The following is a 23,482-nucleotide window of genomic DNA, read 5'->3' on the forward strand; positions in this document are numbered from 1 at the left end:
GGGCATGCTGTCCAGCTTGATGCTGACCGCTTTCCTGATGGGCCTTGGCGGTATACCGCACTGTGCCGCCATGTGTGGTGCGGCCTGTGCCGCACTTCTTCCCCGTGGCGTTCCCTTGATCAGCCTGGCAGGCAGGTGTCTGGGGTATGCGTTGCTGGGCGCCGTGGCCGCGGCCAGTTTTGGCGCGGCCGCCCAATGGGGGCGTCAGTTCTCGTTTTTGCAGCCGCTGTGGATGCTGGCTCAAGCTCTGGTTCTGGTGCTGGGGATCTTGCTGCTGGTCACGGGCGGCATACCCCGTCAGCTCGATGGCCTGGGGCAACAGGTTTATCGCGATGTGCGCGCCCGGCTGAGCGGCAGCGCACTATTCAGTGAGGGGGGCAAGCTGCGTGCGGTCTGGCCACTGGTGGCTGGTATGGCGTGGGCCCTGTTGCCTTGTGGCTTGTTGTATGCCTCCGTCATGGTGGCGGCATTGGCGCCGGACCCGGTGGGCGGTGCGATGGTGATGTTGGCTTTCGCTCTCCCTGGTGCATTGGGTGTGTGGGGCGCGCCCGCCGTGTTGAGATGGCTGTCCGCATGGCGTTCTCCTGCCGCGGTTGGCGCGGGTGCTCCAGCACCCGTCGCTACGTCTCAAAGCGAGTTGGCGCCTGTGCTGTGGCTCAAGTCGGAGCGCGGTGGCAATGGCTCGGCGGCTTGCTCGGGCGCGTCGGAGCGGGCGCAGTGGGTGGCATCATCTGCCTTGATCGATCCCCGGTGGGCTGTGCGTCTGTCCGGACTCATGCTGGTGGGCATGTCCGCCTGGGCGCTCTACCACCAGGTCATGGATCAATGGCGGGCCTGGTGTGCCTGATATGGCCTCGTGGGCGAGGCTAAATGGCAACCTATACCGGTAATCCCCTGGTCTTATTGCGTGCTGATTGAATCTGCTCGCGTAGAATTCTTTTTCACGCTGCCGATATCCATGGCAACGTTTTTTACGGAAACGCCAAACGCGGAGACCAAAACATGTATCAGCACATCAAAGTGCCCGAGGGCGGGCAGAAGATCACGGTGAACCCGGACTTTTCGCTCAACGTCCCCAACAACCCCATCATTCCCTATATTGAAGGTGACGGCACCGGCTTTGATATCACCCCGGTGATGATCAAGGTGGTCGATGCGGCCGTCGCCAAGTCCTATGGCGGTCAGCGCCAGATCCACTGGATGGAGATCTACGCCGGTGAAAAGTCCACCCGCGTTTATGGCCCCGATGTGTGGCTGCCTGAAGAAACGCTGGGCGTACTGAAGGACTACGTTGTGTCCATCAAGGGCCCGTTGACCACGCCCGTCGGCGGCGGCATCCGCTCCTTGAACGTCGCGCTGCGCCAGGAACTGGATCTGTATGTCTGCCTGCGCCCCGTCGTGTATTTCAAGGGTGTGCCTTCTCCGGTGAAAGAGCCAGAAAAGATCGATATGGTGATCTTCCGTGAGAACTCGGAAGACATTTACGCCGGTATCGAGTTCGAAGCGCAGAGCGACAAGGCCAAGAAGCTGATTGCGTTCCTGCAGACCGAGTTCGGCGTCAAGAAGATCCGCTTCCCTGAAACCTCGGGTATCGGCATCAAGCCGGTATCCAAGGAAGGCACCGAGCGCCTGGTTCGCAAGGCCTTGCAATACGCCATCGACAATGACAAGCCCAGCGTGACCATCGTGCACAAGGGCAACATCATGAAGTACACCGAAGGTGGCTTCCGTGACTGGGGCTACGCGCTGGCTCAGAACGAGTTCGGTGCCGAGCTGATGGATGGCGGCCCATGGTGCAAGTTCAAGAACCCCAAGACGGGCAAGGACATCGTCGTCAAGGATGCGATCGCTGACGCGTTCCTGCAGCAGATTTTGCTGCGTCCCGCCGAGTACAGCGTGATTGCCACCCTGAACCTCAATGGCGATTACATCTCGGATGCGCTGGCTGCGCAGGTGGGCGGCATCGGTATCGCCCCTGGCGCTAATCTTTCTGACTCGGTGGCCATGTTTGAAGCCACGCACGGCACGGCGCCCAAGTATGCTGGCAAGGACTATGTGAACCCCGGTTCCGAGATCCTGTCGGCCGAAATGATGCTGCGCCACATGGGCTGGTTTGAGGCTGCCGACATGATCATCAGCGCCATGAACAAGGCCATCCAAGGCAAGAAGGTCACTTATGACTTCGCCCGATTGATGGATGGCGCGACGCAGGTGTCGTGCTCTGGCTTTGGTCAAGTGTTGATTGACAACATGTGACAGCGTGATCTGGCTGTTGAAGTAAAAAAGCCCGCTCGATGAGCGGGCTTTTTTGTGCGCCATTCATTGAAACAATGAATGGCGGTAACTTGATGATCAGTGTGGCAGGCTGTGCCCCGTGCTGCCATGCTCTCGGAAGTGCATGTCGCTCAGTGCATCCGGAGTAAGCTCCGTGCCTGCGGTGCCGTCGACCTGCTGGATGTTCTGGGCGAGCATGCCTTTAGGGCCGGCAACAAGTTCATATTGAACCTTGGAGCCTTGCTTGAGCGTGCGGAACCCGTCCATCTGAATGGCCGAAAAATGAGCGAAGACGTCGCCTCCGCCTTGATCAGGCTCGATGAAACCAAACCCTTTGGCATCATTGAACCATTTGACAGTGCCTGTGGCCATCTGCCCCTCCTACGTTAATTTGTTGTCATTTTCTGAGTGCTGGATGGACCTGTCAAGTGCTGCGGCGCACCAAAATCATTGCCAGATGTGGTGAATGATTTCATATTGCAAAAAAAGCATGGGTGGCTTGACGAACTTGCGCACTTTGACAACAGCAGGTGGGCATGAAGATTGCGCTCAGCCAAAGTGGTCCGGCAAAAAGTCTTGTGTCTGCCGTGAATTTCCTACCCTTGAACTGGGGTCGGTTACCCCAAGATGACAAGACATGATCGCGGACCGTCTCTTAGAATCATTTTCATGACAAATCCGTTTCCCACCCGGTCGTCCGCGACACCTCCTGGCCCAGCCGAGGATGGGCAGGGTGCTGCCGTTGCAGAGAAAGAAGCGCTCGCGCTGGAGCCGCCCAAGCTCTATCAAGTCGTCATGCTCAATGACGATTTCACGCCCATGGAGTTCGTTGTCCTAGTATTGCAGGAGCATTTCCGGCACGATATAGAGACGGCGACGCAGATCATGCTAAAAATCCACCACGAAGGTCGTGGTGTGTGCGGTGTCTATACCAAGGACGTCGCGGCCACGAAGGTCGAACTTGTTCTTGCCGCCGCCCGCCAAGCCGGGCACCCCCTGCAGTGCATTCTGGAGACCGCATGATTGCGCAAGAGTTGGAAGTGAGTCTGCACATGGCCTTCGTCGAGGCCAGACAGCAACGCCATGAGTTCATCACCGTGGAGCATTTGCTGCTGGCCCTGACAGACAACCCCTCTGCTTCCGAGGTGTTGAAGGCTTGCGCCGCCAATCTGGATGAGCTGCGCAAGAACCTGGATCAATTCGTCAGGGACAACACCCCGACGGTTGGTGGCACGGATGAGGTGGATACGCAGCCTACGTTGGGCTTCCAGCGTGTGATCCAGCGCGCCATCATGCATGTCCAGTCCTCTGGCAGTGGCAAGAAGGAAGTGACCGGCGCCAACGTGCTGGTCGCGATCTTCGGCGAGAAGGATTCACATGCGGTTTACTACCTGCACCAGCAGGGTGTGACCCGTCTGGACGTCGTCAACTTCATCGCACACGGTATCCGCAAGGCCGATCCTCCCGAGGCTGCCAAGTCTTCGTCCGAGCCGGGCCAGCCCGAAGCGGAGAAGGAAGAAGCCGAAGGCAAGGCCTCGCCGCTGGAACAGTACACGCAAAATCTCAACCAGATGGCCCGTGAAGGCAAGATCGATCCGCTTATCGGTCGTGACTCCGAAGTCGAGCGCGTGATTCAGGTGTTGTGCCGCCGCCGCAAGAACAATCCCTTGCTGGTGGGCGAAGCTGGCGTGGGCAAGACCGCCATTGCGGAAGGTCTGGCTTGGCGTATCACACAAAATGATGTGCCAGACGTGCTGGCTGATGCCGAAGTCTATGCGCTTGACATGGGCGCGCTGCTGGCAGGTACCAAGTACCGTGGTGACTTCGAGCAACGCCTGAAGGCTGTGATCAAGCAGTTGAAGGAGCAGCCGGGTTCTGTGCTGTTCATCGACGAGATCCACACTTTGATTGGCGCGGGCGCTGCTTCCGGCGGCACCCTGGATGCCAGCAATTTGCTCAAGCCTGCCTTGAGCTCCGGGCAGTTGAAGTGCATCGGTGCGACCACGTTCACGGAGTACCGCGGCATCTTCGAGAAGGACGCGGCCTTGTCGCGGCGCTTCCAGAAGGTGGAAGTGGCTGAGCCATCCGTCGAGCAAACCATTGAGATCCTCAAGGGCTTGAAGTCACGCTTCGAGGAGCACCACAGCGTGAAGTACGCCCTGGGTGCCTTGCAGGCTGCGGCGGAGTTGTCTGCCAAGTTCATCAACGATCGCCATCTGCCTGACAAGGCGATTGACGTGATCGACGAGGCGGGTGCTGCGCAACGTATCCTGCCCAAGAGCAAGCAGAAAAAGACCATCACCCGAGCCGAGGTGGAAGACATCGTGGCCAAGATTGCCCGCGTGCCTTCAACATCCGTCTCCAGTGATGACCGGTCCAAGCTCAAGAATCTGGATCGTGACCTCAAGAGCGTGGTGTTCGGTCAGGATGCGGCGATCGATGCGCTGTCGTCTGCCATCAAGATGGCGCGCTCCGGTCTGGGCAAACCAGACAAGCCGATTGGCTCCTTCCTGTTCTCCGGCCCTACGGGCGTCGGCAAGACGGAAGTGGCCAAGCAACTGGCTTACATCCTGGGCATCGAGTTGATTCGCTTCGACATGTCGGAGTACATGGAGCGCCATGCGGTGAGCCGCCTGATTGGCGCGCCTCCTGGCTACGTGGGTTTTGACCAGGGTGGTTTGCTGACCGAGGCCATCTCCAAGAAGCCGCACGCGGTGCTGCTGCTCGACGAAATCGAGAAGGCGCACCCGGATGTGTTCAACATTCTGCTGCAGGTCATGGATCACGGCACCTTGACGGACAACAACGGTCGCAAGGCTGACTTCCGCAACGTGATGATCATCATGACCACCAATGCGGGTGCCGAGACCTTGCAGAAGGCGTCGATTGGCTTCACCAACCCGCGCGAGCTGGGTGACGAAATGGCCGACATCAAGCGTCAGTTCACACCGGAGTTCCGCAATCGTCTGGATGCTATCGTGGGCTTCAAGGCACTGGATGAAGACGTCATCTTGCGTGTGGTCGACAAGTTCCTGTTGCAACTGGAAGGCCAGTTGGGCGAGAAGAAGGTCGAGGTCACCTTTACGGATGCCCTGCGCCGCTATCTGGCCAAGCGCGGCTTCGATCCGCTGATGGGGGCCCGTCCGATGCAGCGTCTGATTCAGGACACGATCCGTCGTGCGCTGGCTGATGAACTGCTCTTCGGTAGCCTGGTGGATGGCGGTCGCCTGACGGTGAACGTGGTCGACAACGACAAGGGTGAGCCCGAGGTCAAGCTCGACATCCAGCCGAACAAGAAGAGTGACAAGACCAAGCCGGAGGCTGCAACGGCTGAATAAGCCGGGCTTTCTGCCTGGGCTCCGCAAGCAAAAGGCCGACTTCGTGTCGGCCTTTTTATATGGTGCTTGCGCGGTGGTCAGCTTGATGCAAGTGGGATACGCTCGAAGCCTGTCGCGGTCAAGCGCAGTATTTGCGCCCTGGGTGAGCCGTGGTCCAAGTCCCAATCGCTCAACACGTGCCTGCTGGCACCTTCAAAGGCGAATGGTTGGTCAGCAGGGTGATGCGTGTGGCCGTGAATCAGCGTGGCGGCTCCGGCGGCGCGCATCCATTGTTCGGCAGTGCTTTCATCCACGTCAGCCCAGGTTTCAGGCGTCTGGGTTTGCTGCTTCATCTGGCTGGCTTCTCGCATCTGACGTGCCTGCGCCAGCCGGGCTTGCAGCGGATGAGACAGAAAGGTGGATTGCCAGGCCGGATGGCGGACTTGCTGACGGAACCGCAGGTAGTCGGTGTCGGTCAGGCATAACTCGTCACCGTGAATGAGCAGCAGGGTCTGGCCAAACGCGTGCAAGACGGTGGGGGCAGCCAGTCGATGTGCGTGGCAGTCAGTCAGCATGTCCTCGCCAAGCAGGAAGTCCCGGTTGCCCACCATCATCCCAAGGTGAAGCCTGGTGCCAGCCTGGGCAAGAAAGTGCACACAGGCCGCTTCATAGGGCTGGGTGCGCATGTCGTCGCCAACCCAGGCTTCGAAGATGTCGCCAAGCATCAACACCGCATCGGCAGGCGTGCTGGCAAGGTAGTTGGCCAGTGCCTGCGTCGTGCGAGGAAGGTCCTCGTGCAGGTGCAGGTCGGATATGAAATCAATACACCGCCACGAGGGCGGTGCATACAGGATGTCCGGTGCAGGGAAGGGGGGCACGGGCCCCCTTGCATCAGGCATGGTGTCAGATCACGACGGCCTTGGTGATCACGACGTCTTCCAGCGGAACGTCGTCATGGAAACCCTTGCGGCCGGTCTTGACCTTTTCGATCTGGTCAACCACTTCCGTGCCTGCCACAACCTTGCCGAACACGGCATAGCCCCAGCCTTGGGCGGATTCCGACTTGAAGTTAAGGAAGTCGTTGTTGGTGCCGTTGATGAAGAACTGTGCGCTGGCCGAGTGCGGGGCGCTGGTACGGGCCATGGCAATGGTGTACTTGTCGTTCTTCAGGCCATTGTTGGCCTCGTTGGTGATGGGTTCTTTGGTGGGCTTTTGCTTGAGGCCGGGCTCAAAGCCGCCGCCCTGGATCATGAAGCCCTTGATGACGCGGTGGAATACGGTGCCATCGTAGTGGCCACCGTTCACGTAGTCCACGAAGTTGGCCACGGAAACAGGGGCCTTCTCTTCATCGAGTTCCAGGCGGATCACGCCGGCGGTGGTGTGCAGTTCTACGGTCTTGGTCATGGCTTACTTTTCGATGGTCGCGGATTTGATGATCACGGCTTGCGCGGGAACGTCGCCGTGCGGGCCCTTCTGGGTGGTTTCAACCTTGCGGATTTTGTCGACGACGTCCATGCCAGACACAACCTTGCCGAACACGGCATAACCATTGCCATCGGGCGAGCGGGTGGCGTCGAGGAAGTTATTGTCCACCACGTTGATGAAGAACTGCGATGTGGCCGAATCCGGAATGCTGGTGCGGGCCATGGCGACGGTGCCTCGCACGTTGCTCAGGCCGTTGCGGCTTTCCAGCGGAATGGGCGGGCGAGTGGGCTTTTCTTTCATGTCCGGGGTCATGCCCCCACCCTGGATCATGAAGCCAACGATCACGCGATGGAAGATGGTGCCGTTGTAGTGTCCGGCTTTGACGTATTGGACGAAGTTGTCCACCGTTTTGGGTGCTTTGGCCGCATCAAGCTGGACCACGATGTCGCCCATGTTGGTCGCGATCTTCACGTTCTGTGCCAGTGCCAACTGGGTGCTGACCAGCGCGAGGCCGGCTGCAAGCCACTTCAGGCGCGTGGCCATGGTGGTGCGTGTGTTGTGCAGGGTCATCCAATCACTCCTTCGAAGAAGATTTTCCAGAGGCCGCCTTCTTTGCCCCAATATTGACGTTTGACTGCGCCGGTGCGTTGACCGTCAGAGACTTCGCCGAAGGTCACGACCAGGATGTCGCTCTTGTCTTTCCAGCCCAGGATGGCGACATCCTTGAGTTGCAGGGTTCTGCCGCGTTGCTGCGTGACGTCCTTTTCCAGCGTCTGGCGCCACTGGTTCAGGTCACGGGTGCCGTTGGCAAACTGAGGCGAGTAAAACGACATCAGGCGATTGAGGTCGCCGCTGGCCCGCGCCACACGCCAGCCTTCAATCAGGTTGTGCAGGCTGCGCCGTTGCAGTTCGGCCTTGGTCGGGGTCACCCATTGCAGGCTCTTGGCGATCACGACCGGTGTGGAGCGAGGCTGCACGCGGTCAAGGATGGTTTGTAGCTCGGGGTTGGCCAGCACGACGCAGCCGTCGGTGCTGTTGGGGCTGCGCGCGTAACTGTCGCTGGGCACGCCGTGTAGCCAGATGCCGCTACCGGTCTTGCCCAGGCGGCGGTCGTATTCATTGGGGTAATTCAGCGGCAGGGCGCCAATGCCGTAGAAGTCGGTCAGTTTCTTGGCGTCCAGTCGGCTGGTGATGTAGTAGACGCCCAGTGGGGTGCGCTGATCACCTTCAAAGCTCTTGTCTGCACCCAGTCGCCCGATGGAGGCGTAATGGTCGGCCACCAGTTGCAGGCCGTTGGGGCCGTTCTCGAACAGGTAGAGGCGCGATTTGCTGGCGTCTACGGCGATGGCGTGCTTTGTGGTGGGGGGGACTTCAATGAACTGAGTCGGCAGGGCGCCCGTGGGGGGGCGGTCGCGCAAAGCCTGCAGGCGGCGATCGGCTTCCATGCGTAACTGATCCAGGCGTTGCGGAGCCTTCGCGGCCAGGTCGTCAGGCGCATGCCCCATTGATGGCAGCGGGTGGACCTGCGCACTCAGCAGGTCTGCGTAAACCAATTGAGCCAGTTGGAAGTTGGGCACATCCTTGACCAGTGCCTCGGCCTTGTTCAGGGCTTGCCTGGTCTGGCCAGCCCCGATCAGTTTGTAGATGTCCAGCAGGCGTGCTTCAGCGGGCGCCGATTGAGCCTTGAGTTCGGGCAGCGGGGTTGATTGAGTCGCCGCTGCAGACGACGGTGTTTTGCTGCGAATGAGGCGCGCTTGCCCCTCCGTTGCGATCAGGCATGCGGTGATCATCAGCGAGACGAGAAGGTGCTGGCGCACCTTGCGTACTACAGACAGCCCGCCTGTCATGGCAGACGGGCAGCAAAACTCACCAAGACTCATCACGACCCAGCGCTTTCCTTCGCGATCACCCAGTTGTTGCCGGAGCGAACCATGTCCAGCTTCTTGCCGCTGCTGATGCTGAGGCTGTCGGCCTTGTAGTCCTGATGGAAGCGGACTGTGGCCTTGTTGCCGTTGACATCAACCTTGATGCCGGAGATTTTCACCGAAATTGTGTTTTTGCTCGTGATGCGATCGCGGCGTTCCTGTTCCCAGGCCTTTCGGGTCTTGCCGCCGTTGAAGTCCTTGGCATAGGCGGCGAAATAGCCGTCCATATCTTGTTTGCTCCAGGCGGCCGCCCAGGCTTTGACGGCGGATTCGATGTCACGCTCTTGGGCTGCATCACTCTTGGACTCAGGTGCTGGCGACGGGGTTGGCGCAGGCGCTGGGGCGGGTTTGACCGCGGGCGTTGGCGCCGGCGTGGCTGCGGGCGCAGGAGCGGGCTTCGGCACTACCACGGGTGCAGGCGGTGCGGCCGCAACCACTGGTGCGGGCGCAGTTGTCGCCGAGGCTGCCGCAATGGAATTGCGCTCCTTGGGGAACAGATCGCGAATCATCGCCAGCTTGGGGGCCACTTGAGAGCGCGTGTCGATCTGCAGGGCCTTGGAGTAGGCCTGGCTGGCCAGCTTGGCGTAGACATCACCCAGGTTCTCGTACGCGGTGGCGTAGCTGGGGTTGGTGCGAATCGCCATTTCCAGGGCTGTGCGCGCCTTGTCGTACTGACCTTGCTGCGCATACAGCACGGCCAGGTTGTTGAAAGGCTCGGGCAGTTCGGGGAAGTCTTCCGTGAGCTTGGTGAAGGTGGTGATGGCCTCAGGTGCCCGGCCCGCTTGCGACAGGCTGATGCCACGCAGGAAGCGCATCATGGGGTCGCGGGGTTTGCTGGACAGAAATTGGTCGGCTTTTTGCAGGGCCTCGGCGTTCTTGCCTGCCGCGAGCAACTTCTGGACATCGGAGATGTCGTCAGCGCGAACGCTCAGGGCCGTGACGGACAGGGCGGCGATGGCCAGGCACTTGGCGGCGAGAGCAGTGAGGCGGAGTCCAACTTGAGGCGCAACAGCTTGCATGGAGTGATGGTCCAGTTTGTTTGTAATGAGCGCTGGGTGGGCGCTGAATGCCGCGAAACCATTGCGCATTCACGGGTGCGCAACAGCTCGACGCAAACCTCCAGAGAATAGCAGTCAGCTGTCGATCGGGAACTTGTCAGTCACCTTCTTCGATGAGCGGCCCGCTATACTCAACGAATTGTATCTGAGCGGCGTGGTCGCTTAACGTCTTGTATCAGGTGTTGGTGCCAGCCAACCATGTTCGAATACATTCGCCCCAGATCCCCTCTTTCCCTCCCATGAGTTTGCGTCTTTTCAATAGCCTTTCCCGTCAGGTCGAGCCCTTTGTTCCCATGACGGCGGGCCAGGTCCGCATGTATGTGTGCGGCATGACCATCTATGACTATTGCCATGTGGGCCATGCCCGCATGATGATGTCCTTCGATGTGGTGCAGCGCTGGCTGAAGGCCAGTGGCTTTGATGTGACCTACGTGCGCAACATCACCGACATTGACGACAAGATCATTCGTCGCGCGGTCGAGCGAGGCATCACGATTCGCCAGTTGACGGACGAGATGACCGTGGCCATGCACGAGGACATCGCCGCCCTGGGCATCGAGCCCCCGACGCATGAGCCACGTGCTACCGAATACGTCGGGCAGATGCTGGATCTCATCGGCAAGCTGGAGGCCAAGGGGTTGGCCTATCGTGCCCGCAATGGCGATGTGAACTATGCGGTGCGCAAGTTCGAGGGTTACGGCAAGCTGTCGGGCAAGTCGCTGGATCAGTTGCGCGCTGGCGAGCGTGTGGCCGTCGATGATGGCAAGCAGGATCCGCTGGACTTCGTGCTGTGGAAGTCCGCCAAGGCAGAAGAGCCTGCCGATGCGAAGTACCCGTCACTCTATGGCACAGGCCGCCCTGGCTGGCACATCGAGTGCTCGGCGATGGCGTGTTCTTTGCTGGGCGAGCAGTTTGATATTCACGGCGGTGGGCTGGATCTGCAGTTCCCTCACCACGAAAACGAGATTGCGCAAAGCGAAGGCGCCAACGGCAAGCCCCTGGCCAACTTCTGGTTGCACAACGGCTTCCTGAATGTGGACAACGAGAAGATGTCCAAGTCGCTGGGCAACTTCTTCACCATTCGTGATGTGCTCAAGAGTTACGACGGCGAGACCATCCGCTTCTTCGTGCTTCGTACCCACTATCGCAGCCCGTTCAACTACAGCGATGCTGGGCTGGATGATGCGCGCAATGGTTTGCGTCGCCTCTATACCGCGCTGGACGGGATGCAGTTGGATGCCGTTGATGCCTTGGTGATTGACTGGGCCGAGCCTTCTGCCGCGCGTTTCAAGGCCGCCATGGACGAGGACTTCAATACGCCGATCGCCGTGTCGGTGTTGTTTGATCTGGCGGCCGAGGTCAATCGCTCGCGCTCCGTCGAGGCTGCGCGTCTGTTGAAGGCGCTGGCTGGCGTGCTGGGCTTGCTGCAGCAGTCTCCCAAGGCCTATCTACAAGGTGGCACAGGTTCGTCCGGCGTGGATGCGCAGGTGATCGAGGCGTTGATCGTGGCGCGCGCCGAGGCCAAGAAGGCGCGCAACTTCGCGGAGGCTGATCGCATTCGCAACGAGTTGACCGCGATGGGCATCGAGTTGAAGGACAGCGCGCAAGGCACGACCTGGGTGAAAGCTTAAATGGGTACGTCTTCCGCCAAGCCGCCTGCCGACGCGGTGGCCGCCAACCAGTTGGTGACGCCACCTTACTGGGATGAGGCGTGCAAGCACCTGTCCAAGCGAGATCGTGTGATGCGCAAGCTGATCGCTGATCACGGCTCGGCGCGTTTGTACAGTCGTGGCGATGCTTTCACCACGCTGGCGCGCTCCATCGTCGGGCAGCAGATTTCGGTGAAGGCGGCGCAGTCGGTCTGGGAAAAACTGTTGATGTTGTTCGGCCAGCAGCCGCCCGAACAACGCGCGCCACTTTCCGTGCAGGGCTTGTTGGCACAATCGCCTGACAGCCTGCGCCAGGTGGGTTTGTCCGCCCGCAAGGTGGAGTACATGCGCGACCTGGCCAAGCACTTTGACGAAGGTCAGGTGCATGTGGGTCAGTGGCAGCAAATGGACGATGAAGCCATCATCGAAGAGCTGATCGACATCCGCGGCATTGGCCGCTGGACTGCCGAGATGTTCCTGATTTTTCACTTGATGCGGCCCAATGTGTTGCCGCTGGATGACCTGGGCCTGATCAAGGGCATCAGCTTGAGCTATTTCAGCGGCGAGCCTGTGTCTCGCGCGGAAGCTCGTGACATCGCTGAAGCCTGGGCGCCGTACCGCACGGTCGGCACCTGGTACCTGTGGCGCAGCCTCGACCCGCTGCCCGTGGAATACTGACAGACAAGGCCTGGAGTCTAGGAAAGGACGACCGCCATGAGCAAAAGACACTTTCTGGAATTCGAGCAACCGATTGCCGAACTGGAATCCAAAATCGAAGAGCTGCGTTATGTGCAGAGCGAATCTGCTGTTGACATCTCCGAAGAGATCGATCGCCTGAGCAAGAAGAGCCTGCAGCTCACCAAGGACATCTATTCGACCCTGAGCCCCTGGCAGGTCACGCAGATCGCCCGCCATCCTCAGCGCCCTTACACGCTGGATTACGTCAACGATCTGTTCACCGACTTCCAGGAAATGCACGGCGATCGTCATTTCTCCGATGACCTGTCCATCGTGGGTGGCCTGGCTCGCTTCAATGGCCAGCCTTGCATGGTGCTGGGCCATCAGAAGGGCCGCGACACCAAGGAGCGCGCGATGCGCAACTTCGGCATGTCTCGCCCCGAGGGCTACCGCAAGGCGCTGCGCCTGATGCAGACGGCCGAGAAGTTCGGCCTGCCCGTGTTCACGTTTGTGGATACACCTGGCGCCTATCCCGGCATTGGTGCGGAAGAGCGCAACCAGTCTGAGGCTATCGGTCGCAACATCTTCGAGATGGCGCGTCTGGAGGTGCCCATCATCACCACCATCATCGGTGAGGGGGGCTCGGGCGGCGCGCTGGCCATCAGCGTGGCCGACCAGGTGCTGATGATGCAGTACTCGGTGTACTCGGTGATCTCGCCTGAAGGCTGCGCGTCCATCCTGTGGAAGACGGCCGACAAGGCCTCGGATGCGGCGGAAGCGCTGGGCATCACGGCGCATCGCCTGAAGGCGCTGGGGCTGATCGACAAGATCGTCAGCGAGCCGGTTGGTGGGGCACACCGCGATCACAAGCAAGCCTGCGCGAACCTCAAGCGTGCGCTCAATGATGCACTGCGCCAGGTCAGCGACATGAAGGTCAAGGATTTGCTGCAGACGCGCTACGACCGTCTGCAGAGCTACGGCCGGTACAACGACACCAAGGAGCATTGAGCTTCGGCGGTGGCGGCGGCACGTGAAGGACGGTGATGTCGATCCGTGAGTTGCCGCAACTGGGGCGTGTTGCCGTGGCCTACAGCGCGGGGCGGGATTCCACCGCCCTGTTGCACGCGACAGCCTGCGCGGCCCGTGAGTCGGGCGGCCTGGAGGTGCTGGCGCTGCATGTGCACCATGGGCTTAGTTCACACGCGGATGCTTGGCTGGCGCATGCCGAGCAAGTGTGTGCCGAGTGGGCACGTCAAGGCTTGCCAGTGAGGCTGTTGTCGCGGCGGGTGAGCGTGGCGCTTGATGCGGGTGAGGGTGTCGAATCCGCGGCAAGGCGGGCGCGTTATGTTGCCCTGGCCGATATGGCGCGTGAGGCTGGCGCCGATCTGATCCTGCTGGCCCACCATCGTCGGGATCAGGCAGAGACCGTACTGCTACAGGCGCTGCGGGGTGCAGGCGTCAGAGGCCTGGCGGCGATGCCCGCAGACATCGAGCGCGATGGGCTGCGATGGGTTCGCCCCTGGTTGCGCCATCCTCGTGAGGCGATCGAGGCTTATGTTGGCTTGCATGGCCTGGCCTTTGTCGACGATGACAGCAATGGCGACATCCGTTTTGCGCGTAACCGCCTGAGGTTGGACGTCTGGCCTTCCCTGGAGACCGCTTTTCCGCAGGCAGAAGTTTCATTGGCGGCCTCGGCTGACAGGGTGCAGGACGTGTTGCCTGGCGTCGAGGATTGGGCCCAGGGACTGGTCGCTTTGCTGCAGGTCCGTGGCGTAGAGGGTGCGGCTGCTGGCCCGGGGCTGGATGCCGTTCGCTGGGCGGAGCTGTCTGGTGCGGAGCGGCGTGTGTCATTGGCGCACTGGTATCGTAGTTGGCAAGGGTGGTCGCTGTCTGCCAGTTGGCTGCTGAGGCTGGCTCAAGAGGTGCCGGGGTTGGTTTTTCGAAAGCAGCCTGCGCAGTGGCCAGATATCGGGTTGAGCCTGTATCGGGGCGTCTTGTTGCCACTTGAAGGTGAAGGGCTCGTCGCTCAGGCTCGTGTGCTTGACAGTGCGGTGCAAGGCGAATCCAAGGGCGCGGCGACCGCAACGGATTGCAGTTTCTGCGTTGAATCCCCTGGCGACCACGCGCTGACATCCTGGTGTGGGGTCTTGCGGGTGACGCCGGTTCAGGCCGGAGGCGTAGCGCCTTCGCTGTTGCGTCATGTCTTCGCGGCAGGAAGGCGGGGCGGAGAGCAGTTCCAGGCCGGCCCCGGCAGGCCTCCGCGGTCGCTGAAGAAACAGTTTCAGGCTGCGGGGGTGCCCGAATGGCGCCGCAGTGGGCCCCTGATCTGGTCTGGTGAACGACTCGTTTTTGTCCCCGGACTGGGTATCGATGCGAGGTGTCTGGCCTCGGATGGTGGCGTCCAATGGGGCCTCGAATGGGTGCCTGACGCCCGTTAAATACCCGGTTGGTTGACCACGGGCTCGGCCATGAGGCTAAAATCGAGAGTTTGACCGCGCACGCATTTCTGGTTTTCTCGTGTGTTTTCCTTGTGTGCACCCTTTCTGTTAAGGCGTGCGGTCTTTTCCAACAACATCTGACATGGCACTGATCGTTCACAAATACGGCGGCACGTCGATGGGCTCTACCGAGCGCATCCGTAACGTGGCCAAGCGCGTGGCCAAGTGGGTGCGGGCGGGTCATCAAATCGTGGTCGTTCCGTCGGCCATGAGCGGTGAAACAAACCGTCTGCTGGGCCTGGCCAAAGAACTCTCCGCGAACCCCAGCGCTCGCGAACTCGACATGATCGCCGCCACTGGCGAGCAGGTCTCTTCTGGCTTGCTGGCCATTGCCTTGCAGGCCGAAGGCCTGGAGTCGGTCAGCTACGCTGGCTGGCAAGTGCCGATCAAGACCGATTCCGCTTTCACCAAGGCCCGTATCGAGAGCATCGATGACGCCCGCGTGCGTGCCGATCTGGCTGCCGGCAAGGTGGTGGTGATCACGGGCTTCCAGGGTGTGGATCCTGAAGGCAACATCACGACGCTGGGTCGCGGTGGTTCCGACACCTCGGCGGTGGCTGTGGCCGCTGCCATGAAGGCTGACGAATGCCTGATCTACACCGACGTGGACGGCGTTTACACGACCGACCCGCGCGTGGTGCCCGACGCTCGCCGCCTGACGGCCATCAGCTTTGAAGAAATGCTGGAAATGGCTTCGCTGGGCTCCAAGGTGTTGCAGATCCGTTCGGTGGAATTCGCCGGTAAATACCGTGTGCCCCTGCGCGTGCTGTCCAGCTTCACGCCCTGGGATATCGATCTGGCTGAAGAAGCCAAGTCGGGCACGCTCATCAGTTTTGAGGAAGACGAGAAAATGGAACAAGCCGTTGTTTCGGGCATCGCATTCAACCGCGACGAAGCCAAGATCACCGTGGTCGGCGTGCCCGACACCCCTGGTATCGCCTACCAGATCCTGGGCAAGGTTGCCGAGGCCAATATCGACATCGACGTGATCATCCAGAACGTCTCGCACGATGGCAAGACGGACTTCTCGTTCACCGTCCACCGCAACGATTTTGCCAAGACCGTGGAACTGCTCGAAACCAAGGTGCTGCCTTCGCTGGGCGCCGCCAAGGTGGTGGGCGATCCCAAGATCTGCAAGGTGTCGATCGTGGGCATCGGCATGCGCAGTCACGCTGGCATCGCGGCCACGATGTTCAAGACCCTGTCTGACGAGAGCATCAACATCCAGATGATCACGACCAGCGAAATCAAGACCTCCGTCGTCATCGACGAGAAGTACATGGAACTGGCTGTGCGTGCTTTGCACAAGGCGTTTGGCCTGGAAGAAGCGAAGGCCTGATTGACGTTGTTTTGAGCGCAACAATCAGAACGCTCGGATTTCTGGGCTAGAATGCTCGCTGTTGCTGGAGACGTGGCCGAGTGGTCGAAGGTACTCCCCTGCTAAGGGAGCATACGCCAAAAGCGTATCGAGGGTTCGAATCCCTCCGTCTCCGCCAGAACAGGAAACCCCCAAGTGAGTAATCGCTTGGGGGTTTTTCTTTGGCCGTCACAGGTCACTGGTCACCAGCGAAACGCTCGTGCAGTTCGTCCGCCCAGTTGTCGATGTCCGACCTGGAGATCGCCAGCGTTTGCATCGCCAACTCAGCGCCCTTGGCCCATTCGGCGTGATTGTTGAGCCCCTGAAAGCGTTGAATGATGTGCTCGACGACCAGACACAGCGCGATCAGCTCATGTACGACGCTGGTGGCGCCCTCCTTGAGGTAATCGTAGTCATGATGGAGCTTGACGGCGTTGGCGATGTCTTGCGTGAGGCCCCATGAGCGAGCCAGCAGCGAGCCGATGACCGTGTGGTCCGTGGCGTGACGCTCTTGCTCCACCTGCGTGAAGGCCAGTTCGCTGCGGTTGGCTTCGACCAGCGTTTCGACGTAGGAAGGTTGCGTGAAGCGTTGCGCCAGCAAGGGAATGCCGACATCGGCGAACAGGCCCATCGTCTGAGCTGTTTCCGGATCGACCCCGACACGATGCGCGAGCATGCCCATGGCCTGGCTGCGCTTGGAAGACACATCCCAGAACCGGAAGAGGGCGGGGCCGTCTGTCGGCAACACCTTGCGCAAGGCAATTTCCGTGAGAATGTGCTCACATCGCTTGAAGCCGATGATGTTGAAGGCCTCGGAGACATTGCCGATGCGCCGGCTCATGCCCAGCCAGGGGGAGTTGGCCAGCTTGAGCAGTGCGGCCGACATGGCCACGTCCGAGTTGACGATCGCCACCAGGCGATCAATGCGCGGCTCGGCACGTTCCAGTTCCAGCTTGAGATCGACCAGGGAGCTGGGTCGAGGCGGAATGGTGATGTCCTTGAGCATATCGCGCAGCGTGGGGGATGGCGCTGTCTCGCGCTTGTCGCTCCCGAGCTGAGATTCGATGGTGGATTGCATGGAGGCTCCCTGTGGATAGGCTCTTATCGCCTTCTGGTCGGTGATCTGAATCCGAAAACCCGGATGGATATCGGTATTTTTGCTGTGCGCGCCACAAATCAGCCAGCCCGGACACTCCGCTACACTGACCACTCGGGAACGGCGTGCGCGCCAGGGTGCCGTAACGTTTTCCGTCAAGAGAACGCCTCTGCTCGGTCAGGGGCGTTTGCTTTGGTGGGTTAGTAGAAGGTCGAACGTGTTCAAGAATCTGACGGTGTATCGAATCGGGCCGGATTGGGCTGCCAGTGCAGCTGAAATCGAGGCGGTCCTGGACAAAGAGCGTTTTGTTGAATGTGGCGCTACGCAGCAGAAGTCGTCGGGCTGGGTTGAACCCCGTGGCGAGGCCAATGCACCGCTGGTGGAGGTGGTCGATGGCCACATGCTGCTCAAGCTCATGACCGAGCAGCGTGTGGTGCCGGGTTCGGTGGTGAAGCGTCGCACGGAAGAAATTGCCGAGCAGATGGAGAAGAACACCGGCCGCAAGCCTGGCAAGAAGATCATGAAGGAACTCAAGGAGCAGGCCTTGCTGGAGCTGCTGCCCATGGCCTTTACCAAGCAGTCGGTGACACGGGTGTGGATCGCGCCCAAGCAGCGCCTGTTGATGCTCGACAGCGGCAGCCAGTCCAAGGCGGACGAGGTGGTCACGATGCTGATCAACGCCAACCAGGGGCTGGCGCTGTCACTGGTCCAGACCGAGATGTCACCCGCCGTGGCGATGACGCATTGGCTGGGTACGGGCGAGCCGCCTTACCAGTTCACGATCGACCGCGAATGCGAGCTGAAGTCGACCGACGAGATGAAATCGGTGGTGCGTTATGCGCGCCACGATCTGGACACCGATGAGGTGAAGCAGCACATCGTCAGCGGCAAGGTGCCCACGCGCGTGGCCATGACCTGGCGCGATCGCGTGTCGTTCATCCTGAGCGAATCCATGCAGCTCAAGAAGGTGGCCTTCCTTGACGTGGTATTCGAGGGCCCCATGGCAGCTGCCGGCAAGATGGACAAGGGCGAGGCCTTTGATGCCGATGCAGCCATTGCCACCGGGGAGCTGATCGAGTTGATTCCGGATCTGCTGGAGGCGCTCGGCGGCGAGCAGGTCATGGGCCTGGGTTCGACGCTACCTGTGTCGGATGCCCCGGTGGTGCCAGCCAGGACTGAATCTGCGCCACCACCCAAGGAGCTGCATCCAGCGGGAGATCATGCCCCGCCTTGGGATGTCTGAGCAGAGGTAGCTGCCAGCGCTGCGCCAGTTCGGCTGAGCAGGCTGGATGGACCAGCCGGTCGCCCAGGCTGTTGAGTATCAACATGGGCACAGGCGGTCTTTGCTGTGGCGCACGGTAGCGCGTGGCCGCCCATAGTTGGCGCAGGCCGTTGCGTGTGCTCACAGGGTGCTCAGCGCGCAAAGCAAGCCACCTCGCCAGCGTTCCCTCGGGATCGTTCGGGTGCCGCGTGGTCATGGCCATGATGGCGCGTTCCCAGCGTTCCGCATCTGCCTGTCCGAGCAGCAGCTTCAGGATGAGAGGATAGTTGCTCGCTTGCAGGCGATGCCAGAACGGGCTGAAGGGCCGCAGGCTGGTGTTGATCAGCGCGCAACGAGTCAGCTCACCGGGATAGGCGCGAGCCCAGGCGACGGTGACCATGGCACCCAGAGACATGGCGATCATGCTGTAGGGCGGCTGGTGGCCCTGCGCCCGCAGACTGGTCCGGACGGACTCAACCATGTCCTCCACCCGCGTCGGGCTCTCCTGCAGATGCAGTTCGCCATTGCCGGGCAGATCAGGCGTCAGCACCAGGTCGCCAGCGGGCAAGGCCTGCTGGAGCAAGGGCACGAAGGCGCCCCAGTGCCCCTGTTCGCGTGTCAGGCCTCGCAGCAGTATCCAGGTGCTCATGACAGCCCTTTCATTTGGGTCTGACCAGGCCTGATCGCCTGGACTTGGGCAGTTCGGGGTACCAGCGGGCCAGCGCCTGGCGGTGGTGCAGATCGCGCTCATGCTCGTCGGGCTGCCAGCGGCTGTGGCTGGCCACTGCGCGGGTCATGAAGTCCAGCAAGGCCATGTGCCGGCGCAAGACGCGCTGCTGTCGGTGCGCGATCAGCGGGTTGAAGATGCCATGGCGGGTGAACAGCTGGCGCGGGTTCTTCTTCACCCAGATCCACGAACCCATCTCCAGGGTGAGGGGCAGGAAGATGTGCTGAGGGTGCCGCTCTCGGCCCAGCAGGTAGAGGTGATCCCACAGATCACCATGTGTCAGGTAGTGCACGCTTTGCGGCTCGAACACGTAGCGATGGTGTGCGTGGGTCTGGTCAAAGATGCGGTGCAGGGCGTGGAGCTCGGCCAGGTGCGCGATGGGCTCGGTGGTATGGGCAAAGGGAAACCAGATGCGGTCCTGCACACCAAAACCGGAGTGGCAATCGATGGCGGCACTGAAAGGGCTGGTCAACAAGGATTGCTCGACCACCTGACACAGTGCATAGCTTTCTTCTTCCATGGGCGCGCGCTCCGGGCCCCGGTACCAGGGCAGGGTCGCACTCAGACGTTGCCCGCCGATCAGAAAGGGCACGTCTTCCTTGGCATCGATGGGGGCATTGCGCATCAGGTCGACGCCATGAGGATTGGCGCGTGTGCCTTGCCATAGCCCGCCCGGGTTCACCAGGGGCATGAACACCAGTCGGACGTCGGCCAGCAGATCGTGCAGGGCCTTGTCCCACTTCAGGCGGTGAACCAGGCTGCCCAGGTAGGCCAGCACGACTTCGGCGCCGATGCGCTCCAGGCCATGGACGCCGCCAAAAAAACCGATGGCTGGCGCGCCGGGATCGCGGGTGCCCATGGTGACGGCCAGCACGTCAAACTGATGCGAGCCCATCGCGATCTTGCACATCGTCTGGGCGTCCAGATGCGTGCCGCCCAATTCAATCAGGCGATGCAGTTCTTCCAGTTCGGGCAGGGCGGATGCGGGCACGCTGGGGGCGTCGGGTAAACGACGTCGGTTGGGAAGCAAAACCCGAGAGCGTAGGTGCGGCACATGTCAGGTGTGCGACAAGTGGCGGGTGCCTTGTCACCGCCGTGTCATTGGCGCCTCATAAGCTGCCAGGCCAGCCAGGAGCGGTTTTCTGGCAGGAGTACTCACATGCATCGCTCCCATCTGTCCCGCCCTCTCGGGCGGCAGGTCTTCAAGATCGCCATGATCACCGTGGCGGCACTGGGCGGCCTGGTTGAATACGCGGCTCTCCTGCGTGTTCGCCTGGGTTCGCAACTGCATGGCTTGCGTCAATCTTGAGTTCATGCGCGAAGCGCATATGAAGCATTGAATTGCTTCGTTCCCGTCCGGGGCGCCTCTTCATACGATTCAGTCATCGAATCCCACTGATGTCTGCAAAAAAATCATGAAGAAACCCGCTTACCTTGCCGCTCCGTTCTCACGTCGGTTCCTGCTGAACCTCACGCTGTCGGCCGTTGCCATCACATCGATCGGCGTGGCCTCCCTGGCGCCTGTGGTCGCCCACGCCAAGGAGGTCACGCTGCTCAACGTGTCATACGACCCTACGCGTGAGTTTTATCAGGACTACAACAAGGCCTTTGCCAAGTTCTGGAAAGGCAAGACCGGCGACGACGTGACGGTTCGCACCTCACACGGTGGCTCGGGCAAGCAGGCTCGCTCCGTGATCGATGGCCTCGATGCCGATGTGGTGACGCTGGCCCTGGCCTACGACATCGACGAAATCAGCCAGCGCGCCAAATTGTTGCCTGGCGACTGGCAAAAGCGCCTCAAGCACAACAGCTCGCCCTACACCTCCACCATCGTGTTCCTGGTGCGTAAGGGCAACCCGAAGGGCATCAAGGACTGGGATGACCTGGCCCGCCCTGGCGTGCAGGTGATCACGCCCAACCCCAAGACCTCGGGTGGTGCGCGCTGGAACTATCTGGCGGCCTGGGGCTATGCCGCGAAGAGGTTTGGTTCTGATGCCAAGGCGCAGGAGTTCGTGAGCAAGGTCTACAAGAACGTGCCGGTGCTGGACTCAGGCGCACGTGGTGCGACGACCACCTTCGTGGAGCGCGGGATCGGCGACGTCCTGCTGACCTGGGAGAACGAGGCGCTGCTGGCCATCAAGGAACTGGGCCCGGACAAGTTCGACGTCGTGGCCCCGTCCGTGAGTATCGTGGCCGAGCCACCCGTGACGGTGGTCGACAAGGTGGTTGACAAGCGCGGCACGCGAGTTGTGGCCCAGGCTTATCTGGACTACCTGTACTCACCTGAAGGGCAGGATCTGGCTGGGCAGAACTACTACCGGCCGATCGACTCCGCTGCGGCCGCCAAGTACGCCAAGATGTTCCCCAAGATCAACCTGTTCACGATCGATGGTGCCTTTGGCGGCTGGACCAAAGCGCAGAAGACCCACTTCAGTGACGGGGGCGTCTTCGATCAGATCTACATCAAGCGCTGATCAGATATCGAACTGTTCGCCCGTCTCGGCACGGGCGGCCATGTCGACCACCTTGCGCGTCAAGGGCGGCGCGAAGGTCTCGATGAAGGCGTAGAAATAGTTGCGCAGGAAAGCGCCCTTGCGGAAAGCCAGGCGCGTCATGTTGACGGCAAACAGGTGGCCCGCGCCGATGCCGCGCAGGTTCAGGTCGCGCTCTTCGTCAAAGGCGATGGCCGCCACGATGCCGACACCCATGCCCAACTCCACGTAAGTCTTGATCACGTCGGCGTCCATGGCGGTGAGCACGATGGAGGGTGTGATGCTTTCGCGGGAAAAGGCCTCGTCGATGTGCGAGCGCCCCGTGTAGCCTTCGTCGTACGTGATGAGCGGGAAGCGCGACAGGCGTTGGAGCGTCAGAGGCTCCCCATCCAGCAAGGGATGCCCGGGCGGTACCACCACCGCGTGCGTCCAGGTGTAGCAAGGCAGTGTGACCAGTTGTGGGTACTGGGTCAGCGACTCGGTGGCGATGCCGATATCGGCCTCACCGCTGATCAGCATGTTGGCGATCTGGTGGGGCGAGCCCTGGTGCAGGCTGAGCGTGACCTGCGGGTACATCTCGCGGAAATCCTTGACGGCCGAGGGCAGGGCGTAGCGCGCCTGCGAGTGGGTCGCGGCAATCGACAACGGCCCTACGCCGTGCTCGGAAAAGTCGCGAGAAGCCTGGCGCAGGTTTTCGGCATCGACCAGCATGCGCTCGACGATGGGCAGGACCTGCGCGCCGGGTTCTGTCAAGCCGGTCAGGCGCTTGCCTGCGCGGACGAACAGGTCGATACCCAGCTCTTCCTCCAACTCCCGGATCTGTCGGCTGACACCGGGCTGGGATGTGTGCAGGGCATTGGCCACTTCGGTCAGATTGAAGCCTCTGCGAACCGCTTCGCGGACTGATCTTAATTGCTGAAAGTTCATGGCCTTGCCTTCTACATGCGGATTTCGTATTTTGATGTTGCGTGCATATGCGTAAAACAATGATTTGCGCATATGCATGTGCGGATTTCGCAGATGCAGGGCGTTTCCTGACAAAACCAAAACGGCGCGCTCATGTGTGAGCAATTGAAACCGCTGCGCCTTGGGTGCCAGGCAAAGCAGGCGTGCGTGCGATCACGCCGAAACCGGTGTGGCACACATCCAGGTTGAGCGTGGCGCTTCTATTTCAGAGATGGCCGCCAAATGCGTCACGCCTGACAGGGTGACGCCTCTGGACACAACGTGAAGGGCATGCCTTGCTGAAAGCAGGTGTTCCACTCAATTGGAGTCCATCATGCAGGCAACGACACTCTGTTTCAGTTTTGCGGCCGGGTTGATGCTGGCCTTGAGCCAGTCCGCTCAGGCGGGCGTGCCGGACGAGGTTCGCAAGGACTTCGCACACGCTGTCTACAGCGGTTCGCCAGAACTGGTCCACAACCGCAATCCACAGCCCTTGCTACGCGCGGTGATCGTGCTCAATGTGACCCTCGATGAGTCTGACAACTGGCGGGCCGAAGTCTTGCGAACGAATGATACGCAGCCTGAGATGCTGGCGCGGGCGATCGAAACGGTCCGCCGTGCACCGCGTATCCAGTTGAACGACGACGCCAAGGCCGAACTGCGCCGAAATGGCATGGTCGAAGCCTGGCTGTTCGACAACGATGGCAGCTTCCAGGTCAAGACGCTGGCCAAGGCGCAACGCCGCACCTTGTAAGCCAACCGAGGCTGAGACTCAGGTCA

Annotated in this window: 22 protein-coding genes, 1 tRNA gene and 1 pseudogene; 14 read left to right on the top strand and 10 right to left on the bottom strand. The window is 60.8% G+C overall.

The window, feature by feature from the left end; genetic code table 11:
* Positions 1 to 4 precede the first annotated feature (4 nt).
* The gene (locus tag HY836_RS01185) at positions 5 to 847 is read left to right on the top strand and encodes a sulfite exporter TauE/SafE family protein (protein ID WP_290672655.1); all 843 of its coding nucleotides are present in this window, start codon (positions 5 to 7) and stop codon (positions 845 to 847) included.
* Positions 848 to 1,002: 155 nt separating this feature from the next.
* Positions 1,003 to 2,256, top strand: a complete 1,254-nt coding sequence (gene icd / locus HY836_RS01190) for an NADP-dependent isocitrate dehydrogenase (protein WP_290672658.1) — start codon at positions 1,003 to 1,005, stop codon at positions 2,254 to 2,256.
* Between the two features lie 96 nt (positions 2,257 to 2,352).
* Here icd and HY836_RS01195 read toward each other — a convergent pair whose 3' ends face one another.
* Positions 2,353 to 2,646 carry a cold-shock protein gene (locus HY836_RS01195; protein ID WP_290672662.1) on the bottom strand — a complete coding sequence of 98 codons (294 nt, stop codon included), beginning with the start codon at positions 2,644 to 2,646 and terminating at the stop codon, positions 2,353 to 2,355.
* A 297-nt stretch (positions 2,647 to 2,943) separates the two neighbouring features.
* On the opposite strand from HY836_RS01195, the gene clpS reads away from it, so the two are divergent.
* Complete coding sequence (gene clpS, locus HY836_RS01200) at positions 2,944 to 3,297, top strand: ATP-dependent Clp protease adapter ClpS (protein WP_290672665.1); 354 nt, start codon at positions 2,944 to 2,946, stop codon at positions 3,295 to 3,297.
* Positions 3,294 to 5,612, top strand: coding sequence for an ATP-dependent Clp protease ATP-binding subunit ClpA (gene clpA, locus HY836_RS01205; RefSeq protein WP_290672668.1), 2,319 nt, complete (start codon positions 3,294 to 3,296; stop codon positions 5,610 to 5,612). Before clpS ends, clpA begins: the two co-directional genes overlap by 4 nt.
* Positions 5,613 to 5,689: 77 nt before the next feature.
* Here the strand turns inward: clpA and HY836_RS01210 are convergent, their stop codons facing one another.
* The 5 genes from HY836_RS01210 to HY836_RS01230 all read right to left on the bottom strand — a co-directional run bounded on the left by HY836_RS01210 (position 5,690) and on the right by HY836_RS01230 (position 9,960).
* Positions 5,690 to 6,490, bottom strand: coding sequence for a UDP-2,3-diacylglucosamine diphosphatase (locus tag HY836_RS01210; RefSeq protein WP_290672671.1), 801 nt, complete (start codon positions 6,488 to 6,490; stop codon positions 5,690 to 5,692).
* A gap of 4 nt (positions 6,491 to 6,494) precedes the next feature.
* Positions 6,495 to 6,995: a peptidylprolyl isomerase gene (locus tag HY836_RS01215; RefSeq protein WP_290672674.1), complete on the bottom strand. Its 501-nt coding sequence runs from the start codon at positions 6,993 to 6,995 to the stop codon at positions 6,495 to 6,497.
* Between the two features lie 3 nt (positions 6,996 to 6,998).
* Positions 6,999 to 7,586: a peptidylprolyl isomerase gene (locus HY836_RS01220; protein ID WP_290672677.1), complete on the bottom strand. Its 588-nt coding sequence runs from the start codon at positions 7,584 to 7,586 to the stop codon at positions 6,999 to 7,001.
* Positions 7,583 to 8,833: a L,D-transpeptidase family protein gene (locus HY836_RS01225; protein ID WP_290672680.1), complete on the bottom strand. Its 1,251-nt coding sequence runs from the start codon at positions 8,831 to 8,833 to the stop codon at positions 7,583 to 7,585. The genes HY836_RS01220 and HY836_RS01225 overlap by 4 nt, the downstream gene beginning before the upstream one ends.
* Before the next feature lie 62 nt (positions 8,834 to 8,895).
* A complete protein-coding gene (locus HY836_RS01230; RefSeq protein ID WP_290672682.1) occupies positions 8,896 to 9,960 on the bottom strand; it encodes a tetratricopeptide repeat protein in 1,065 nt (354 codons plus the stop codon).
* Between the two features lie 278 nt (positions 9,961 to 10,238).
* Between HY836_RS01230 and cysS the strand changes: the two genes are divergently transcribed.
* The 6 genes from cysS to HY836_RS01260 all read left to right on the top strand — a co-directional run bounded on the left by cysS (position 10,239) and on the right by HY836_RS01260 (position 16,320).
* Positions 10,239 to 11,630, top strand: coding sequence for a cysteine--tRNA ligase (cysS, locus tag HY836_RS01235; RefSeq protein WP_290672685.1), 1,392 nt, complete (start codon positions 10,239 to 10,241; stop codon positions 11,628 to 11,630).
* Positions 11,631 to 12,326: a DNA-3-methyladenine glycosylase gene (locus tag HY836_RS01240; protein WP_290672688.1), complete on the top strand. Its 696-nt coding sequence runs from the start codon at positions 11,631 to 11,633 to the stop codon at positions 12,324 to 12,326. It begins immediately after the preceding gene.
* Positions 12,327 to 12,362: 36 nt separating this feature from the next.
* Positions 12,363 to 13,334, top strand: coding sequence for an acetyl-CoA carboxylase carboxyltransferase subunit alpha (locus tag HY836_RS01245; RefSeq protein ID WP_290672691.1), 972 nt, complete (start codon positions 12,363 to 12,365; stop codon positions 13,332 to 13,334).
* Between the two features lie 35 nt (positions 13,335 to 13,369).
* The gene (gene tilS, locus HY836_RS01250; protein ID WP_290672695.1) at positions 13,370 to 14,764 is read left to right on the top strand and encodes a tRNA lysidine(34) synthetase TilS; all 1,395 of its coding nucleotides are present in this window, start codon (positions 13,370 to 13,372) and stop codon (positions 14,762 to 14,764) included.
* Positions 14,765 to 14,906: 142 nt separating this feature from the next.
* Complete coding sequence (locus HY836_RS01255) at positions 14,907 to 16,163, top strand: aspartate kinase (RefSeq protein WP_290672698.1); 1,257 nt, start codon at positions 14,907 to 14,909, stop codon at positions 16,161 to 16,163.
* A gap of 66 nt (positions 16,164 to 16,229) precedes the next feature.
* Positions 16,230 to 16,320 (top strand) — tRNA-Ser (locus HY836_RS01260).
* Between the two features lie 57 nt (positions 16,321 to 16,377).
* Here HY836_RS01260 and HY836_RS01265 read toward each other — a convergent pair.
* A complete protein-coding gene (locus HY836_RS01265; protein ID WP_290672701.1) occupies positions 16,378 to 17,259 on the bottom strand; it encodes an HDOD domain-containing protein in 882 nt (293 codons plus the stop codon).
* Between the two features lie 235 nt (positions 17,260 to 17,494).
* Here HY836_RS01265 and HY836_RS01270 point away from each other — a divergent pair, with 235 nt between their 5' ends.
* Complete coding sequence (locus HY836_RS01270) at positions 17,495 to 18,520, top strand: recombination-associated protein RdgC (protein WP_290672704.1); 1,026 nt, start codon at positions 17,495 to 17,497, stop codon at positions 18,518 to 18,520.
* A gap of 22 nt (positions 18,521 to 18,542) precedes the next feature.
* On the opposite strand, the pseudogene HY836_RS01275 reads toward HY836_RS01270, so the two are convergent.
* Both HY836_RS01275 and HY836_RS01280 read right to left on the bottom strand, forming a co-directional pair.
* A pseudogene (locus HY836_RS01275) lies at positions 18,543 to 19,289 on the bottom strand (alpha/beta fold hydrolase); the annotation flags it as partial.
* A complete protein-coding gene (locus HY836_RS01280) occupies positions 19,198 to 20,256 on the bottom strand; it encodes a M14 family zinc carboxypeptidase (protein WP_290672707.1) in 1,059 nt (352 codons plus the stop codon). The gene HY836_RS01280 and the pseudogene HY836_RS01275, both read right to left, overlap by 92 nt.
* Before the next feature lie 168 nt (positions 20,257 to 20,424).
* Between HY836_RS01280 and HY836_RS01285 the strand changes: the two genes are divergently transcribed.
* The gene (locus tag HY836_RS01285) at positions 20,425 to 20,574 is read left to right on the top strand and encodes a hypothetical protein (protein ID WP_290672710.1); all 150 of its coding nucleotides are present in this window, start codon (positions 20,425 to 20,427) and stop codon (positions 20,572 to 20,574) included.
* A 106-nt stretch (positions 20,575 to 20,680) separates the two neighbouring features.
* The gene (locus HY836_RS01290) at positions 20,681 to 21,739 is read left to right on the top strand and encodes a sulfate ABC transporter substrate-binding protein (RefSeq protein ID WP_290672713.1); all 1,059 of its coding nucleotides are present in this window, start codon (positions 20,681 to 20,683) and stop codon (positions 21,737 to 21,739) included.
* Here the strand turns inward: HY836_RS01290 and HY836_RS01295 are convergent, their stop codons facing one another.
* Positions 21,740 to 22,684, bottom strand: a complete 945-nt coding sequence (locus HY836_RS01295) for a CysB family HTH-type transcriptional regulator (RefSeq protein WP_290672716.1) — start codon at positions 22,682 to 22,684, stop codon at positions 21,740 to 21,742.
* A gap of 352 nt (positions 22,685 to 23,036) precedes the next feature.
* On the opposite strand from HY836_RS01295, the gene HY836_RS01300 reads away from it, so the two are divergent.
* The gene (locus HY836_RS01300; protein WP_290672719.1) at positions 23,037 to 23,456 is read left to right on the top strand and encodes a hypothetical protein; all 420 of its coding nucleotides are present in this window, start codon (positions 23,037 to 23,039) and stop codon (positions 23,454 to 23,456) included.
* Positions 23,457 to 23,482 lie beyond the last annotated feature (26 nt).

Source organism: Aquabacterium sp. (genome assembly GCF_016234775.1).
In the GTDB taxonomy this organism is placed as follows: Bacteria; Pseudomonadota; Gammaproteobacteria; order Burkholderiales; family Burkholderiaceae_C; genus Aquabacterium.